A 16,957-nucleotide genomic window follows, 5' to 3' on the forward strand; every position below is an offset into this window, starting at 1 on the left:
GGCGGTCTCCCCTGGGCCGATGGACCATCGTCACCGACCCGCGCGGCGCGCGTCAAACCGTCGAAACGCAGGTGAGACGCGGTTTTCGGGACTCTACCGGCAGTGATAAGCGGCGCCTATCGGATGCTCGGAAGTCTGTCTTGGACGCGACCGGACCGGCGGGCACACACTCGAACCGCGCGCGACACGCTCGATGTCGGTGGGCCGGTACCCGGCCTACGCCCATCCGTGATCTCGGCGGTAGAGAATCCCAACCGGGTACCGACAGGCTTCGAACACTTTCGATCGAAGGGAACACGTCATGGCTGACGGTCCGTACACCGCGTATGACCCCGACAACGGACCGAGCGGCCCCGCCGATCGCGACGCCGTTCCGTCGGTGAAGCCCTATCACCATCCGGCCGCGGGGTGGGGCGCCGCGCTGGCCGTCGGCAAGTTCATGGTGCTCAAGGAGCACGAACCGCTGATCGGTACCAAGGCCATTCTCAAGATGAACCACGCCTCGCACGGCTTCGACTGCCCCGGCTGTGCCTGGCCCGACGCGACCGACGGCCTCAAGCTCGATGTCTGCGAGAACGGCATCAAGCACGTCACCTGGGAGATGACGCACAAGCGGTGCACCCCGGAGTTCTTCGCCGCGCACACCGTCAGCGAGCTCGCCACCTGGAGCGACTACGACCTCGAGGACCAGGGCAGGCTCACCCATCCGATGGTCTACGACGCCGCGACCGACCACTACGTCCCGATCAGCTGGCCGGACGCGTTCGAGATGGTCGGCAAGACGCTGCGCGAACTGCCCGACCCGAATCTGGCGTCGTTCTACACCTCGGGCCGGCTCGGCAACGAGGCCACCTTCCTCTACCAGCTGATGGTGCGCGAATTCGGCACCAACAACCTGCCCGACTGCTCCAACATGTGCCACGAGGCCAGCGGCCGCGCGCTGAACGCGGCCCTGGGCACCGGCAAGGGCACCTGCGACATCGAGGACTGGGACAAGGCCGACGCGCTGTTCGTGATGGGCATCAACGCGGCCTCCAACGCGCCGCGCATGCTGACCGCGCTGGCCGAGGCACACAAGCGCGGCGCGCAGATCGTGCACGTCAACCCGCTGATCGAGGCGGGCGCGCGCAACACGATCATCCCGCACGACTTCGCCGCGATGGCCACCTTCCACCCCACCAAGACCAGCACCCTGAATCTGCAGGTCCGCATCGGCGGCGACTTCGCGCTGCTGCGCGGCATCGCCAAACACGTGCTGGAGGAAGCCGAGACCGACCCCAAGGCCCTCGACCACGAGTTCATCGAGCGCTACACCGTCGGCTTCGACGACTACGTGCGCGAGGTGAAGGACACCACCTGGGCCGAGATCCAGCGGCAATCGGGTCTGAGCGAGAGCGACATCCGCAAGGCCGCCGGCATCTACTGCGACGCCGACCGCACCGTCATGAGCTGGTGTCTGGGCATCACCCAGCACGAGCACGGTGTCGACACGATCCGCGAGATCGTCAATGTGCTGCTCATGCGCGGCAATCTGGGCCGGGAGGGCGCCGGTCCGTCGCCGGTGCGCGGGCACAGCAATGTGCAGGGCAACCGCACCTGCGGCATCGACAACAATCCGAGCGCGGAGTTCCTGGACCGGCTGGCGCAGGTGTGCAAGATCGATCCGCCGCGCGCCAACGGCTACGACGTGGTGTCCACGATCCAGGCGATGCAGGCGGGCAAGCTCGAGTTCTTCCTCAGCATGGGCGGCAATTTCGTCGCTGCCGCGCCGGATGCCGCCTACACCTTCGCGGCGTTCCAGAAGTGCGGCTTCACCGTCAATGTCAGCACCAAGCTCAATCGCAGCCATGTCATCCACGGCAAACGCGCGCTGATCCTGCCCTGCATCGGCCGCACGGAACGCGACCACCAGCGCAGCGGGCCGCAGATCACCTCGATGGAGAACGGCATGGCGGTGGTGCACATGTCGCGGGGCATGAAGAAGCCCGCGTCCCCGCACCTGATGTCGGAGCCCGCGATCCTGGCAGGCATCGCCAAAGCCGCGCTGCCGCGGACCGAGACGCCGTGGGAGTACTACATCGAGGACTACGACCGCATCCGCGACGTGATGTCGAAGGTGCTGCCCGGCTTCGAGGACTACAACCGTCGCGTCCGCCTGCCGCTGGGTTTCCGCATCCGCCAGCCTGCGCGCGAACTGATCTTCCTGACCCCCTCGGGCAAGGCCGAATTCGCCACCGTGGCACTGCCCGACACCATCAATCCGCCCGGGGTGCTCACCCTGGCCACCCAGCGTTCCCACGACCAGTGGAACACCAGTATCTACTCCGACAACGACCGCTATCGCGGCGTGAAGAACCTGCGCACGCTGATCTTCATGAACGAGCAGGACATGCGCGAGCGCGGGCTGACGGAGTTCGACGACGTCGACATCACCAGCACCGCCCGCGACGGGTCGACCCGCTCGCTGCACCGGTACAAGGTGGTCCCCTACGACATCCCGCCGGGCTGCGCGGCCGGGTACATGCCGGAGATGAACGTGCTGTGCGCGATCGGCGATTTCAGCACCGAGAGCGATCAACCCCTGATGAAGAGCGTGAAAGTCACTGTCACACCGTCGAGTTGACCGGCCGAGGAGAACACTGTGAACGCGCATACCCGCAAGACGCTGGCGGCGATCACCGGACATCCGGCGCCCCGCGACCTGGAATGGACCCGGTTCGTCTCGCTGTGGGAGGACCTCGCCGACGAGGTCGAGCAGGAATCCGGTGATCGGCTCGCGGTGCGGATGAACGGGCACCGCGAGGTCTTCCACCGGCCGCACGACGGCCGGGTCGCCATCGGCGACATCGAGCACGCGCGGCAGCTGCTGGCCGACCATCCCGAAGTGAAGGGCACCGGCTCGCTGTTCGCCGTCGCGATGGATGCCGAGACCGCCCGGATCCTGCACTTCGACCTGGACACCACCGGCGTCAGCGACACCGAGCGCGACGTGCGCAACCACGACACCGTCGCCCGGCATCTGCGCACGGTCGAGCGGCACACCGGGCACGACGATCACCAGGTGTACCTGCGCTACTTCGACGATCTCGCCGTCGCGCTGCTCGCGGAGATCGGCACCGAGTCGTTCGTGCTGCTCGGGCACGGCACCGGGAAGTCCGATGTCGCCGAGGATTTCGCGCTGCGGCTGCAGGAGAAGAACCACGCGCTGGCCGACCGGATCACCGGGATCGGCGTCATCGATCTCAGCGCGGCCGACGACGCGGCGATCGAGGCCGCGGCGCAGCAGATCGCCCGGCAGGGCAGGTAGGAGGGATCGACGGTGGCCTATCTGCTCGCGCTCGTCGCCGCACCCGGTGCGGATTCCCTCGCGGCGCAACTGGCGACCGAGGCCCAGCGGGTCGCGGTCCGCAACAATGTCGACGTGGTGACGCTGGCCGAACTCGACACCCTGCCCGGCTACACCCCCGACCTCGACACCGAGGACGCGCGGCCGCTGATCGCCAATCAGCTGCGGCGCTCGGCGCTGGAAGCCGACGGCGTGCTGCTGTTCGCCGACGAGGGCACGGAGGTGCCCGCGCAGGCCGAGAACGTGATCGCCTGGCTGGCGCACCCGGGTTCGAGCCCGGCGCCGGCGATCGAGGGCACACCCGTCGCGGTGATCACGGCGGGCCCCGGTGAGGTGGTCAACCAGAACCTGGCGGATCGGTTGCGCCGGGCGGGCGCCGAGGTGGTCGCCGACGGTGTGTCGATCACCGGGTCGTGGAGTGATCCGGCCACGGTCACCCGGCTCGGGGACACCGTGGTGGCCGTCGCGTCGTCGGCGAGCTGACCCGGCGGAGGTCGCGGCCCGTGGTCCGGGCCGCGGCCGCGGCGTGGGTCAGTAGACGTAGACCACGGCGTTCTCGCCGCCGGTGCAGGTGACGAGCTTGCCCTCGGGCGTGCACGTCATCGTGTAGGTGCGGCCGGTCACCGGGCTGGCCGCCACCACCGGTCGCGGACCCGGTGCGGTGCCGCCGCTGACGTAGGCCGCCCGCACCGCTTCGGCGAAACCGCAACTGGTGACCGCGGTTCCGACTGCCGCCTTGCCGAACGCACCGCCGGCGCTATCGGATTCGCAGGGCTGGGCGCCCGCGGGCAAGGTCACCGGACCGGCCGAGGTGGTCGGCGCGGCGGTGGTCGCCCGCGGTGCGGTGGTCCCGGGAGCACCGCCGGTGCCGGCCGGCGCTGCCGAGCTCGGCGCCGCGCCGGTCGTCTCCGACGAGTCCGCCGACGACATCAGCCGCCAGCCGATCGCGCCGCCGATGGCGAGCACCACCACGGCGAGCACGCCGACGAGGATCGGCAGCAGCAGGGAGCGCCGGGGGCGCGAATCGCGCTGCTGCCAGGCCGGATCCGGCGCGTAGCCCGGGTCGGGGCCGTACGGATCGGCCGGGTCGCGGTAGGCGTGGTCGCCATAGGCGTCGTGCGGATCGTCGTACTGGGAGTAGGCGTCCGGCGCGGCCCCGGCATAGTGCTGGGTCGCGGCCGCGCGCGCCGGATCGTCGGGCGCCTGGTGCGCGGGGAACGGTGCCGCGCCACCCCGATACTGCCGGGTCGCCTGTGCGCGTTGCGGATCCGGCTCGTTCGCCGCACCGAATCCTTCGCCACCGCCCTGGTAGTGCTGGGTCGGCGCGGACCGCTGCGCGTCGATATCCGCGGGGTCGAACTGCTCGGTCGCGGGGAACCGGGCGTCGGGGGCGCCGCCGAAGTGCTGGGTCGCGGCGGATCGCTGCGGATCGTACTGCTCGGTGGCCGGGCCGAACCGGTCATCGGGGGCGCCACCGAAGTGCTGCGTCGCGGCCGACCGCAGCGGGTCGTACTGCTCGGTGGCCGGACCGAACGGATCCTCCGGCGCACCACCGAAAGGCCGGCCCGCGGGCGCCCGCTGCGGATCGTAGTGCTCGGTGGCCGGGCCGAAGTGATCGTCCGGGCCCGACGGGGCGGCAAGGGGTCGCAGGGGATCGTACTGCTCGGTGGCGGGACCGAACCGGTCGTCCGGAGCGCCGCCGAAGTGCTGCGTCGGCGCCGACCGCTGCGGGTCGGCGGGCTCGATCGGCGGTCCGAACCGGTCGTTCGGAGCACCACCGAAGGGCTGGTTCGCCGGGTCGTACTGCTCGGTCGGCGGGCCGAAACGGTCCGGGGCGCCGCCGAACTGTTCGGTCGGGGCAGCGAAGCGGGCGGGCGGATCGGTGTCGTCGGCCGGACCACCGAACCGGACGTCCGGGCCGAACTGATCGCCGTCGAACTTCTGCGTCGGCGCGGACCGAGGTGCCGAAGTGGGTCGCCTGTCGTCGAAAGGTCCTGCCGGAGCATCGAATCGAGCGTCCGGGCCGACGAAACCGGCGGGCGCGCGGCCGGGACCGGGCAGGGCGGGACCACCCGGTCGGGCACCGGGATTCGCGTGGCTGTCGTCGACAAGGTCTGCCGACCGGCCGAATCGATCGTCCGGGGCCGGGGCGAACCGGGAGTTCGGGTTCGACGGGCCGTGGTGTTCCGTCGCGGGGGCGTCGCCGACGAACCGCTGGGTCGGGGCGGCGCGTTGCGGGACCGGCCCCGAGGGCGCGTCGAGGCGAGGCGGCGGAGCCGGGCGGTCGGCGTCGGGCGGGACGAAACCGGTGGGTGCGGGGAACGGCGGGGCAGGCACCGGGCCGGAGGTACCGCCGGGCTGGGCATCGCCGTAGAGATGCGCGTCCGGGAACGGGCGCATCTTGGGCAGGCCCTGGTCCGGGGTGTAGGCGGGTGGGGGCTCGGGAGCGGCGGGCTCGTCCGCCGTCGGGAGCGGGGTGAAATGGGTGTCGGCCGGGCGGATCTCGGCGGGGCCGGTCGGCTGGATCACCGCGGGGATGGAGATCTCGCCGGAGCCCTCGACCGGGACGCGATGGAAGCCGGTGGTCTCGGGCTGCCCCGGCGCGGCCGCGGGCGGGCGGATGATCAGTGTCGGCTGCGCGCCGGTCGCGCTGGTCTGGCTGCGCGAAGTCTCGATGCCACCGGTCGCGGTCACCGCACCGACGACACGGAACTCACCGGTCGGCGTCGGTACGGGCTCCTGGGCGTCCTCCCCCGGTGCACCCGGGACCGCGCGTCCACCGGTCGTCGCGCCGGCGGGCACACTCCGGCTCCCGGTCGTGGCGCCGGCGGGCGTGCCTCCCGGTACCGGGTGCCCGCCCGTCGCGGCACCGCCCGGCACACTTCGGCCACCGGCCGGCGTGGCACCGGGCACAACCCGTCCACCCGTGGTCGCAGGCGCACCGGGCACAGCGCGTCCACCAGGAGCCCCCGCGGGCGCACCGGGCACAGCGCGCGCACCGGTTGTCCCACCGGCGGGCGCGTTCTGGGCGGCCAGGCCACCGGGCACCTCGCGGCCGGGCAGCGCACCGGGCGGCACCGGACGGGCGCCGGTCGCGGCGGCCGCCGCACCGAAGGCCGCGCCCGCGGCACCGAAGGGCGCGGCGGGCCCGTGTCCACTGCCGACGGGACCGCGCGTGCCGGGCGCGCGCATCGGGGCACCGCCCTGGAGCATCGCGGCGGCGAGGGCATCCCGGGCCGCGACCGCGAGCGCGCCCGCGCTCGGGTAGCGATCGGCCGGGTCCTTGGCCATGCCGCGGGCGATGACCTCGTCGAGGGTGACGGGCAGGCCGGGCAGGATCTCGCTGGGGCGCGGCGGCGCCTCGGACAGGTGCGAGCGGATCAGCACGCTCATGCTCGCGGCGGGGAACGGCGAGGCACCGGTGAGGCATTCGTGCAGCACACAGGCCAGCGAGTAGACGTCGGCGCGATGCGAGATCGGCCCGACGTCGAAGCGTTCCGGCGCCATATAGATGTAGGAGCCCATGGCCATCCCGGCCTGGGTCACCGCACTGTCGCCCTCGGTGTGGGCGATGCCGAAGTCGGCGAGGTAGGCGAAGTCGGCGGGGGTCACCAGGATGTTGGCCGGTTTCACATCGCGATGCACCAGGCCACCGGCGTGCGCGGCGTCGAGGGCGGCGGCGATCTGCTCGACCACCGCGACCGCGCGATCGGGACTCAGCGGCCCGCCCGTGTGCAGCACCGTCCGCAGATCGGTCCCGGGGACCAGGCGCATGTCGATGAACAGCACCCCGTCGATCACGCCCCAGTCGTGGATCGGGATGACGTGCGGTTCGGCCAGCTTGGCCGCCGCCTGGGACTCCCGGCGGAACCGGACCTGATAGGCGGGGTCCTGGGCGAGTTCCTCCGCCAGCAACTTCAGGGCGACTACCCGGTCCTTGCCGGTGTCGTAGGCCTCGTAGACCTCGCCCATCCCGCCTTTGCCCAGCATCGACCGCAACTCGTACGGACCGAACCTGCTCCCCGTCCGTGACCCAGGTGCCTGCACCAGCGTCCGCCTCCCACTTCTCGCATGCCCGAAGACCTGCTCGTCAGAAGGAGGATTCTCCCGGTGTCACCACGCCGTGGTCAAACGCGAACACGATCGCGGCGGCGCGATCACGCAGGTCGAGCTTGCCGAAAATGTGTCCGACGTGGCTTTTCACGGTGACTTCGGAGATGCCGAGCGCGGCGGCGATCTCGCTGTTGACCCGGCCTCGGCCGATCAGTTCGAACACTTCGTACTCGCGTGCGGTGAGTTCGCCGAGCCGGCGATCGGTGCGGGTCCCGGCCGGTTTGACGGTCCGGTAGGCGGTGAGCACCCGGCCGGTGACCGACGGATCGAGCCACGCGCCGCCCGCGGCCACCGTGCGCACCGCGCGGATCAGGTCCTCGGCGGGTGAGTCCTTGAGCAGGAACCCGGCCGCGCCCGCGCGCAGTGCGCCGGAGAGCAATTGGTCGTCGTCGAAGGTGGTGAGGACGAGGACCGGCGGCGCGTCCGGGCGGGCCCGCAGCAACCGTGTCGCATCGATGCCGCCGACCCGCTTCATCCGCAGGTCCATCAGCACCACGTCGGGACGGTCGGCGGCGACGGCGGCCACCACCTCGTCCCCGTCGGCGCACTCGCTGACGGTGAAGCCGTCGCGCCTGCGCAGGATCCGGCGCAACCCGCCGCGCACCAGTTCCTGGTCGTCGACGACCAGTACCGTCACCGGGTTGTCGATCGGCGCCGCGGCCGTCACATGTCCTCCTGGGGCTTGGGCTTGAGCAGACCGGGCAGCATGGCCGTGATCGTGGCGCACGCGCTGGATTTGAGCGGGAACCGCGCGCGCACCGTCCACCCGTCGTCGGCGGCGCCGGCGCTGATCGACCCGCCGAGCAGTTCGGTGCGCTTGCGCATGCCACGCAGACCCATGCCGACATCGCGACGTGGCGGCGGGCCGAGCGGCAACGCGTTGGTCACCACCAGGGTGGCCGCCTCGGCGGTGACGTCGAGGCACACCGTCGCCGGGGTGCCGGGCGCGTGTTTGGCGACATTGGCCAGCGATTCCTGCCCGATCCGGTACAGCGCGTGCCCGACGGCGCCCTCGATGACGGCCAGGTCGCCGCTGCGGTCGTAGTCGACGGCGAGCCCGGCGCGGCGGAAGTCGCCGACGAGTTCGTCGATGTCGGCGGCGCTGGGCTCGGGGGTGCGCAGCGCGGGGCCGGTGTCGAGCATGCCGACGGTGCGCCGGATGTCGGCCATGGCCTGTCGGCCGAGCCGTTCGGCGTCGACGAGGGCGTCCACCGCCTCGGTGACGTCGTCGTCGGTCTGCAGCGCGCGGCGGGCCGCGGTCAGGTGCAGCAGCGTGATCGAGAGCGAATGCGCGATCACGTCGTGCACCTCGCGCGCGATCCGGCGTCGCTCCTCGTCGGCGGCCTGACCGGCGCGGATCGCCTGGTTCTCACGTTCCTGATAGAGGAAGCGCCGCTGGTATTGCAGCAGTACCCCGACGAAGACACCGAGGATGACGCCGAGGACGTACATCGGCATCCCCTGTAACCGCTCCCCCGAGCCCCACTGCAGATTGCCCGCGAGGTCGAACGCGACCAGTTCGAGGATCGCGACCACGGTGAATCCGACGGTGATCCCGCGCGAGGCGACCGCGGCCACCTCTCCGGCGACGATCACCAGCACGAACGGCGCGAAATCGGCGTTGACCGGCTGCACCAGGAACAGCGCGGTCGACAGCAGCGCCGAGCCCTTCAGCAGCGCCGGGTGCGGCTTCACCCCGAAGATCGCGAACAGCGGGATCGGCAGGAAGGCGGTGGCCATCGCGATCAGGGGCAGCGGGCTCGGGAAGTAGGAGTGCCGCTGGATCACGGCCGCGCCGGTGACCACCAGCAGGGCCACATCGGCGCCGATGATCACGGCGGGCGGGTAGTCGTAGGGCAGCGACTCGATGCGTTCGCGCACCGTGTCGAGGAAGCGCCGCACCCCGTCCCGCGGCCGGTCCGCGAGCCGCCGCCAGCGGCTGCGCAGCCCCGCCGGGTTCGCGGGAAGGGCGTGACTCACCTCCATGGGGTAAGGCTAGCCGTCGCGTCCACGGCCCGTCATCGTCCCGTGAACGGGCCCGGTCTCCTACCGGGGTAGGAGAAGAAGTCGGGTCCCGGGCACGACGCTTCCGCGGCGGCGCGACCGTAGCGTTGGCGGTACCGCTCACGGAAGGTGAAGCCCATGACCTGGACCGATCAGCATCGACGCACCGAGATCGTGCACACCGTGCTCGCCAGGGCAGCGATCGACCCGAACGACCCCGCCCTGTTCACCGAGCTGCCCGAGGTGGATCGTCTCTTCGGCGGCACCGACGGACTCCTGCAGGCCCTGACCTACCGCTGGAACAATCACCTGCGCGCCAAGCTCGAACAGGCCGAGATCGAGGGACATTCCGCGGTCGAGGCCTATCTGGAACTGGCCGCCGAGCAACCCGCGCTCCGGGCAATTCTCGACGCGCACGCGGCGACCGTGCAGACTACCCGTACCCGCGCCTTCGCGCGCTGACTTTCCCGACAACCGAAAACCCCTGGGGGACACGACATGCCGGACAACGATTCGCCGCAACCGCCGATGCTGGAGCTGACGCGGGTGGTCAAGCAGTACCACGTCGGCGATCAGCGGGTGCGCGCGCTCGACGAGGTGAGCATGCGCATCGAGGCAGGCCAGTTCACCTCGATCATCGGGCCCTCCGGCTCGGGCAAGAGCACCCTGCTGCATCTGCTCGGGGCGCTCGATCGCCCCGACGAGGGCTCGATCCGCTTCCGCGGCACCGAGATCGGCGATCTCGACGAGGACGCGCAGGCCGCGTTCCGGCTGCAGCAGGTGGGTTTCGTCTTCCAGTTCTTCAACCTGCTGCCGACACTGTCGGCCTGGGAGAACGTGGCGGTACCGAAGCTGCTGGACGGCACCGGGTTACGCAAGGCCAAGCCGCGCGCACTGGAACTGCTCGAGCTCGTCGGTCTGGGTGATCGCGCCCAGCACCGGCCCGCGGAGCTGTCCGGCGGGCAGATGCAGCGGGTCGCGGTGGCGCGCGCGCTGATCATGGATCCGCCGCTGATCCTGGCCGACGAGCCCACCGGCAACCTGGACTCCAAGACCGGCGCGTCGATCCTGGATCTGCTGAGCGAGATCACCGCGCAGGGCAATTCGGTGGTGATGGTGACCCACGACATGGGCGCGGTCGCGCACTGCGACCGGGTGATCACCCTGCACGACGGCCGCATCGACGCCGACGACATCGTGCCCGCCCGGGTGGACGCATGATCGCCGCGTTCTGGGATCGGCTGCGGCTGTTCAACATCGGGGAACTGGTCCGCCATCCCGGCCGCACCTTCATGTCGACGGCGGTGATGTCGGTGTCGGCGGCGCTGCTGGTCGCCGTGCTCAGCATCTCCGGCTCGGTCACCGGGTCGGTCGACAAGCTCACCCAGGGCCTGGCCGGCGACGGCGTCCTGGAGATCACCGGCATCACCGACGCCGGGTTCGAGCAGTCGCTGCTCACCCGGATCGCCGCGACGCCCGGCGTGACCACCGCGGTTCCGATGCTGCGCAGTACCCTCGGCGCCGGACCGGACCGGGCCCTGCTGATCGGTGCCGACGCCACTATCGCCGCCCTGGGCAGCGATCTGGCCGCGCCGATGTCGAAGTACACGAACAAGCTGCTCACCACTCCCAAGGGCGTGCTGGTCGGCGCGGCGATGGGGCTGAAGGAAGGCGACAGCGTCCCGATCGGCTGGGGCAGCGCGACCGTCGCGGGCGTGCTCGACGACGAGGCGAGCAACCGGCTCAACGGCGGCCATCTGGTCGCCGCCCCGCTGCCGCTGGCCCAGCTGCTGCTCGATCGGGTCGACAAGCTGGACTCGGTGCAGATCATCGCCGCGCCCGGCACCGATATCGGGAAACTGCGCGCCGACCTCACCACGGTGGTCGACGGCCGCGCGGTGGTCGCCGAGCCGAGCCTGCGGACCGCGCAGGCGGGCGGCGCGATCCAGATCATGCGGTACTCCACGCTGATGTCCTCGGCGGCGGCGCTGATGGTCTCGGCGTTCCTGATCTACAACGCGATGAGCATGGCGGTGGCCCAGCGCAGGCCGACGCTGTCGCTGCTGCGCGCGATCGGCAGTCAGCGCGGGCCGATGGTGCGCGATCTGCTCGTCGAGGCGGCGCTGCTCGGACTCATCGGCGGGGCCATCGGCGCCGCGGTCGGTGCGGCGATGGGCCGGTTCGCGATCGGGCGTCTGCCCGCGGCGATCGTCCAGTCGGTGGAGGCCCGCACCGAGTTCATGGTGCCGAATTACGCGGTGCCCGTCGCCATCGCGGCCTGCGTCATCGCCACCGTGCTGGCGGCGGCGATCGCGGCGCGGCAGGTGTACAAGGTCGCGCCCGTCGAGGCGCTCGCCCCGGTGGAGGCCACCGTCGGCGCGTCGTCGAGCAAGCCGCTGCGCTGGGCGGCCCTGCTCGGCGGCCTCGGCTTCGCCGGCGCGGCGGTGACCCTGGCCGCGCTCGATCTCGGCCGGGTGTCGCTCGCCTCGATCTCGACCTCCTTCGCCGCGGCCGTGCTGCTGTGTTTCGCCGCGACCGGCCCGATCGTGCGCGCCGCGGCGGGCATCGCGCGCTGGTTCGGCGCGCCCGGCGCCCTCGGCGCGACCACCCTGGAGCGGGCCCCCCGCCGCGTCTGGGCGACCGCGATGACGGTGATGATCGGTGTCGCGGCCGTCGTCGCGCTCGGCGGCGCGTCGGGCAATATGGTCGACTCCGCCACCGACTCCTTCCAGAGCCTCGGCGACGCCGACCTCTATGTGAGTCCCACTCCGGTGGAACAGTTCCCGACCGGACCGGTGCTGCCGCCCGACATCGCCGAGCGCGTGGCCGCGGTACCGGGCGTCGAGCACGTGCGGCCCGCCCAGATGGCCTTCGCGACCGTCGGCAGCGGACGGGTCATGTTGCAGGGCTACCCGCCCAGCTACGACGATGCCCGCCTCGGCGCGGTCGACAAGGCGGTGATCGACCAGCTGGGTCGGGGCGAGGGCGTCGTCGTCACCCGTGACGTGGCCCGCTCGATGCAGCTGTCCGTCGGCGACCGGATCACCATGCCGACCCCCTCGGGTGAGCGCAACGTGCCGGTGCTGCAGGTGATTCCGTATTTCACCGCCGTGTCGGGCGTGGTGATGATGAACCTGGATCAGATGCGGGAGTGGTACCAGCGCCCCGGCGAGACGATCCTGGCGATCAAGTTCGCCCCCGGCGCCGACCCGGCCGCGGTGCGCGCCGGCGTCCGCGCGGCGGTGCCGCAGGAACTCCATGTCGAGAGCGGCGCGGACATGGTCGACGCCATCTCGTCGAGCGTGCAGCAGGGCGCGGCCATGAGCAACATGATCCTGTGGATCGTCGTCCTGGTGGCGACGGTGGCGCTGCTCAACACGCTGATGCTGTCGGTGCTGGAACGGCGCCGCGAACTCGGCGTCCTGCGCGCCATGGGCACCAACCGTAAATTCCTGTTGCGCTCGGTGCTGGCCGAGGCCGCGGGCATCGGTTTCATCGGCGCCGCTATCGGACTCGTCGTCGGCGCGGCCGTGCAGTACCTGGCGACCGTGGCGATCGGGCACGCGATGACGATCGACATCGTCTATCGGCCGAGCCCGCTGCTGGTGGTCTACGGCGCCGTCGCCCTCGGCCTGGCCCTGCTCGGGTCCATCCCGCCCGCCTTCCGGGCGGCCAGGATGCCGATCGTGGCGGCGCTGGCGGTCGACTGAGGTGTGCTGTCGCGGCGTCACGCGGATTCCCGCGTGACGCCGCGACGCAGAGTCGTCCCTGGACGGCGACGCGTGCCCGGTTCGGGCGGGTCAGCTACGGATATCCGTCGGCCGTGACCACCCGCCGGTCAGCATTCCAGCTGCACTCGTGCCACCACGCTTCCGCCGCGCAGCACATCGAGTGACGCTGTGGCCGTGCGGCTTTCCCGCCGGCACTCGGCGTCACAGTGGCACTTCCTCCCACCAGGCGATCACCTCGTCCTGGGCGGTGGGGCGTGGGGCGCCCGCCACGCCGCTGCTGCCCCGGCGGCTCACCGCGATCAGGTAGTTCGCGCGGGTGGAGTCGTCGGGGAAACTCATGACCTGATGGGCGGTCTGGGTACGGACGCCGGCCTGGTCGGGCACCACCCACCGGCGCAACGAGAACGGCACCCCGTTCTTGGTGCCCGGATACCGCACCGCGGCGGGCATCGCCTCCACGACCGACCGCGCCTGGGCCGCCGTCGGATACTCCAGCACCAGGTAACTCACCGACCCGGCATTGTTGTCGGTCCGCTCGCACTGCCAGCCCGCGCTGATCGGATTCCATTGCAGCGCGGGTTCTTTCCACTCCAGCTCACTCACCGCGCGCACCGCGACACACCGCGCACCCCGATACCCCGGCCCCTCCGCCACGGACCCCTGCGGCACCAGTGTCGGAAACACCCGGCGGCTCGCCGCGAACGAATCCCCCACCGCCGCGACCGAACTCGACGGACCCTTCGCCGTCCCTCCGGCCGCGTCCGCCGCCTCGTCCCCGTCGGGCAACACCACCACAACCAGCGCCACCAACAACCCGACCAGCGCGAACACCAACGCCGCCAGCAACAACCACCCCAACCGGTGCACCCGCGACATCCGCCGCGGCACCGGCCGCCGCGGACCCACCCACGGCCCGCGCATTCCCGGCGCCCCCATCGCCGGCCCACCCGGCACCCCACCACCTTGCGGTGTTCCCGCCAGCGCACCCCCGGCCTGCGGCGAGCTCCCCGGCGGAGGCGAGTCCTGCGGCACACCACCGCCCTGCGCTCCGGCCTGTCCCGTGTGCGGGCCGATCACCGATCCCGGCTCGCCACCCGTGGCGAGGCCGTGCTGGGACGGCTCTCCCTGCCCGAGGGCCGCCCCCACAGCCGCGTTCCGTTCGTCGGCGGCCGGGACCGGGTGGTCTGCCGGAGCCCGCGATGCGCTCTCGTCCGACGGCGCGGCTGGGCGGCGCGAATCCTGTTGCCCTGGTTCGGGTCCAGCCGTGGTTCCGAACCCGTCAGCAACGGACACCGAGCGTCCCGCCTCCGCCGACGGTGCGCCACCCGACGCAACGCCTTCGGCCGCCGAGGGCCCCCCGGCCGCTGCCGTCGCATCACTCGGCGCGACGCCTCGCTGCGGCGAATCGTTGCGCCCGGGGTTCGATCCGTACGCCGCACCTCGGTCACCATCGGACTCCGCCGGGACAGCGGCCGCGGCATGCGGCGGCCCCTGCGCACCCCGTACCGGTTCAGCGGCCGCCACGCCTGAACCGACACCCCTTGCAGGGTGACCGGAATCGGCTGGAGCACCGGACGATTCCGCACTGCGGCCAGCCTCCTCCGCTGGTCGCGCAATCGGCGTCACCTCGGTCAGCGCACTCGCGTTGGCGGCATCCAGCTGATCCGTATCCGGCATCGGCACCACGTCGGTGACCACCGAATCGGCATCCGAACCACTCCCGCGGGACCCGGAACCCTCAGCCTTGCCGCCTTTTACGTCGGCCGAAGGCGCACCACCACCGGTTACCGAGCCTGCCACCGAATCGCCCGCCCACAGCCCTGCTGCCGGACCAGCGATGCCGCCGGGCACAGCGGAAACCGACGACCCGTCCGGGCCCTCCTCCCGCGTCCGAAGATCGCTCTCTGCGCCGGGCGTTATCCGAGCACCCTCGGATCCCACACCACCTGACGACCCTGCCGCCACAGGCGACTGCGCGCCGGTCGAGCCCCCCTGCAGGCGCGGGCCGGGCGCCGGTACGTCGGTCGGCGGGATCGCGGGTGCCTGCGGCACCGCAGGAATCGCCCCGGTCGGCGGCTGGGACGAGTGTGGTCGTTCGGCAACGGGATTCGCGATCGGAGCGGGCGAGCCCGGGGACCTCACCGCCTGCGGATCGACCGCCGGGAAGTCGGACCCAACGGCAGAACCGGGCTGCCCCACTGGCTCATGTGCGGCCTGCCGAACCTCCTGCACGGGGTAGGCCACAGGCGGCTCAGCAGCGGACGGCTGTGGCGCCACAGGCGGTTGCGGGGCCGGCTGAACCCCAGGCGCCGGGTAGGCCACGGGCGGCTCGGCCGCAGACGACCGCGCGCCCTGCCGCACCACCGGTACCTGCGGTGCCACAGGCGACGGTGGCGCGCCAGGCGGTTGCGCACTCTGCTGTCGCGCCGGCGACTGCTGCGCCACCGGCGGTTGCGGTGCCGGCTGACCGCTGGGCACCGGGTACGCCACGGGCGGCTCGACAGCAGGCGGCTGGGCACCCTGCTGCGCCACCGGCGGCTGAGCGGCCGGGGCGGCGTATCCGGCGGGCGGTGGACCGGGGGCCCGGGGTGCGGCGGGGACCGGGGCCTGGTGGGGTGGGCGCCACGGGGACTGGGGCGCGGGAGGGATCGGCTGGGCCGGGTTGGGGCCGTAGCCGGGGGCGTGCGGGGGGTAGGGGCCCACGGGGGCGGGTGGGTAGAAGGCGGGCGTGTTGGCCGGGGGCCGGGGCAGGGCGGGCGGGGTGTTGGAGGTCAGGGCCTGGCGGGCGGCCTTGGCGAAGGCGGCGCACGAATCGAAGCGGGCCGCGGGGTGTTTGGCCATGGCGGCGGCGAGGACGGCGTCCAGGGCGGGGGGCAGGCCCTGGCGGCGCAGGGCCAGAGGCGGCGGGTTGAGGTAGAGGGTGCCGCGGATGATCTCGTTCGGGTCCGGCGAGTCGAACGGGGCGATGCCGGTGAACAGCCAGTAGAGGGCGCAGGCCAGGGAGTACTGGTCGGAGCGGTGGTCGAGTTCGGCGCCGGTCATCTGTTCGGGCGAGGCGTAGGCCAGGGTCGCGGTGAACATGCCCTGCTGGGTCAGGTGGGTGGAATCGGCGCGCAGGCGGGCGATACCGAAGTCGGTCAGGAACATCCGCTCGCCCTGACCGCCGCCGGAGCGGGCCAACAGGATGTTGGCCGGCTTCACGTCCCGGTGCAGCACTCCCCTGCTGTGCGCGTAATCCAGTGCGTCGGCAACCCCTTCGACGATCTGCACGGCCCGTTCCGGCGGCAGTGTCATGGGATCGACGGTCGCCGCGTCGATCCCGTCGACATACTGCATGCTGATCCACAGCTGCTCGCCCTCGGTGCCGCGGTCGAAGACGGTGACGATGCCGGGATGATCGAGCCCGGCCGCCAGATCCGCTTCCCGTTCGAAGCGGGCGCGCACCCGTTCGTCGGCGAACAGATCGCGGTTGAGCAGCTTGAGCGCGGTCAACCGGTCCAGCCGCGGATGCCGCGCCAGATACACCGTGCCCATGCCGCCCTGGCCGAGCATCCGCTCGATGGTGAACCCGGCGAACACCTCACCGATGTCGAGCACTGCGACCCCCTTCCGGCGCCTGTGGCGGACCAGCATGGCACCCGCGCAGCGGTGTGACCACGTTCATTCGAATTCTCGCCGAAAATCGGTGAAACTTGCTAACGGTCGTCCGGTATTGTCCGGGCGCGCTCGACGAGTAGTTTGCACCGCCGGAGCAGGGCGCCGA

At 71.6% G+C, this 16,957-nt stretch carries 10 protein-coding genes; 6 read left to right on the forward strand and 4 right to left on the reverse strand.

All coding sequences use genetic code 11. The features are described 5' to 3' along the window. Positions 1–301 precede the first annotated feature (301 nt). Genes Q7X29_RS26055 through Q7X29_RS26065 form a run of 3 tightly spaced genes read left to right on the forward strand, consistent with a single transcriptional unit; the run spans position 302 to position 3,829 of the window. Positions 302–2,623 carry an FdhF/YdeP family oxidoreductase gene (locus tag Q7X29_RS26055; protein ID WP_316575645.1) on the forward strand — a complete coding sequence of 774 codons (2,322 nt, stop codon included), beginning with the start codon at positions 302–304 and terminating at the stop codon, positions 2,621–2,623. A gap of 18 nt (positions 2,624–2,641) precedes the next feature. Next, the gene (locus Q7X29_RS26060) at positions 2,642–3,307 is read left to right on the forward strand and encodes a hypothetical protein (protein ID WP_218719193.1); all 666 of its coding nucleotides are present in this window, start codon (positions 2,642–2,644) and stop codon (positions 3,305–3,307) included. Positions 3,308–3,319: 12 nt separating this feature from the next. Then, complete coding sequence (locus tag Q7X29_RS26065) at positions 3,320–3,829, forward strand: NADPH-dependent FMN reductase (RefSeq protein ID WP_316575646.1); 510 nt, start codon at positions 3,320–3,322, stop codon at positions 3,827–3,829. 48 nt (positions 3,830–3,877) lie between these two features. Here the strand turns inward: Q7X29_RS26065 and Q7X29_RS33130 are convergent, their stop codons facing one another. The 3 genes from Q7X29_RS33130 to Q7X29_RS26080 form a co-directional block, all read right to left on the reverse strand. Beyond that, positions 3,878–7,336 carry a protein kinase domain-containing protein gene (locus Q7X29_RS33130; RefSeq protein WP_394358734.1) on the reverse strand — a complete coding sequence of 1,153 codons (3,459 nt, stop codon included), beginning with the start codon at positions 7,334–7,336 and terminating at the stop codon, positions 3,878–3,880. Between the two features lie 100 nt (positions 7,337–7,436). Next, positions 7,437–8,126, reverse strand: coding sequence for a response regulator transcription factor (locus tag Q7X29_RS26075; RefSeq protein ID WP_316575647.1), 690 nt, complete (start codon positions 8,124–8,126; stop codon positions 7,437–7,439). Continuing rightward, positions 8,123–9,445 (reverse strand): sensor histidine kinase, encoded by a 1,323-nt coding sequence (locus tag Q7X29_RS26080; protein WP_316575648.1) that lies wholly within the window; start codon positions 9,443–9,445, stop codon positions 8,123–8,125. Before Q7X29_RS26080 ends, Q7X29_RS26075 begins: the two co-directional genes overlap by 4 nt. Positions 9,446–9,601: 156 nt before the next feature. On the opposite strand from Q7X29_RS26080, the gene Q7X29_RS26085 reads away from it, so the two are divergent. The 3 genes from Q7X29_RS26085 to Q7X29_RS26095 are packed head-to-tail and all read left to right on the forward strand — an operon-like array spanning position 9,602 to position 13,173. Next, complete coding sequence (locus Q7X29_RS26085) at positions 9,602–9,925, forward strand: hypothetical protein (RefSeq protein ID WP_316575649.1); 324 nt, start codon at positions 9,602–9,604, stop codon at positions 9,923–9,925. Positions 9,926–9,961: 36 nt separating this feature from the next. Then, a complete protein-coding gene (locus tag Q7X29_RS26090) occupies positions 9,962–10,684 on the forward strand; it encodes an ABC transporter ATP-binding protein (RefSeq protein ID WP_255586542.1) in 723 nt (240 codons plus the stop codon). Further along, positions 10,681–13,173 carry an ABC transporter permease gene (locus Q7X29_RS26095; RefSeq protein WP_316575650.1) on the forward strand — a complete coding sequence of 831 codons (2,493 nt, stop codon included), beginning with the start codon at positions 10,681–10,683 and terminating at the stop codon, positions 13,171–13,173. The genes Q7X29_RS26090 and Q7X29_RS26095 overlap by 4 nt, the downstream gene beginning before the upstream one ends. A 222-nt stretch (positions 13,174–13,395) precedes the next feature. Here the strand turns inward: Q7X29_RS26095 and Q7X29_RS26100 are convergent, their stop codons facing one another. After that, positions 13,396–16,791, reverse strand: a complete 3,396-nt coding sequence (locus Q7X29_RS26100) for a protein kinase domain-containing protein (protein WP_316575651.1) — start codon at positions 16,789–16,791, stop codon at positions 13,396–13,398. Positions 16,792–16,957 lie beyond the last annotated feature (166 nt).

The organism is Nocardia canadensis (genome assembly GCF_032656385.1).
Classification (GTDB): domain Bacteria; phylum Actinomycetota; class Actinomycetes; order Mycobacteriales; family Mycobacteriaceae; genus Nocardia; species Nocardia canadensis.

What these genes read in the sequence shown, in the direction of transcription:
- Q7X29_RS33130 (WP_394358734.1), bottom strand. Translation starts at nt 7,336, where the DNA reads ATGCTGGGCAAAGGCGGGATGGGCGAGGTCTACGAGGCCTACGACACC.
- Q7X29_RS26055 (WP_316575645.1), top strand. Translation starts at nt 302, where the DNA reads ATGGCTGACGGTCCGTACACCGCGTATGACCCCGACAACGGACCGAGC.
- Q7X29_RS26085 (WP_316575649.1), top strand. Translation starts at nt 9,602, where the DNA reads ATGACCTGGACCGATCAGCATCGACGCACCGAGATCGTGCACACCGTG.
- Q7X29_RS26095 (WP_316575650.1), top strand. Translation starts at nt 10,681, where the DNA reads ATGATCGCCGCGTTCTGGGATCGGCTGCGGCTGTTCAACATCGGGGAA.
- Q7X29_RS26080 (WP_316575648.1), bottom strand. Translation starts at nt 9,445, where the DNA reads ATGGAGGTGAGTCACGCCCTTCCCGCGAACCCGGCGGGGCTGCGCAGC.
- Q7X29_RS26090 (WP_255586542.1), top strand. Translation starts at nt 9,962, where the DNA reads ATGCCGGACAACGATTCGCCGCAACCGCCGATGCTGGAGCTGACGCGG.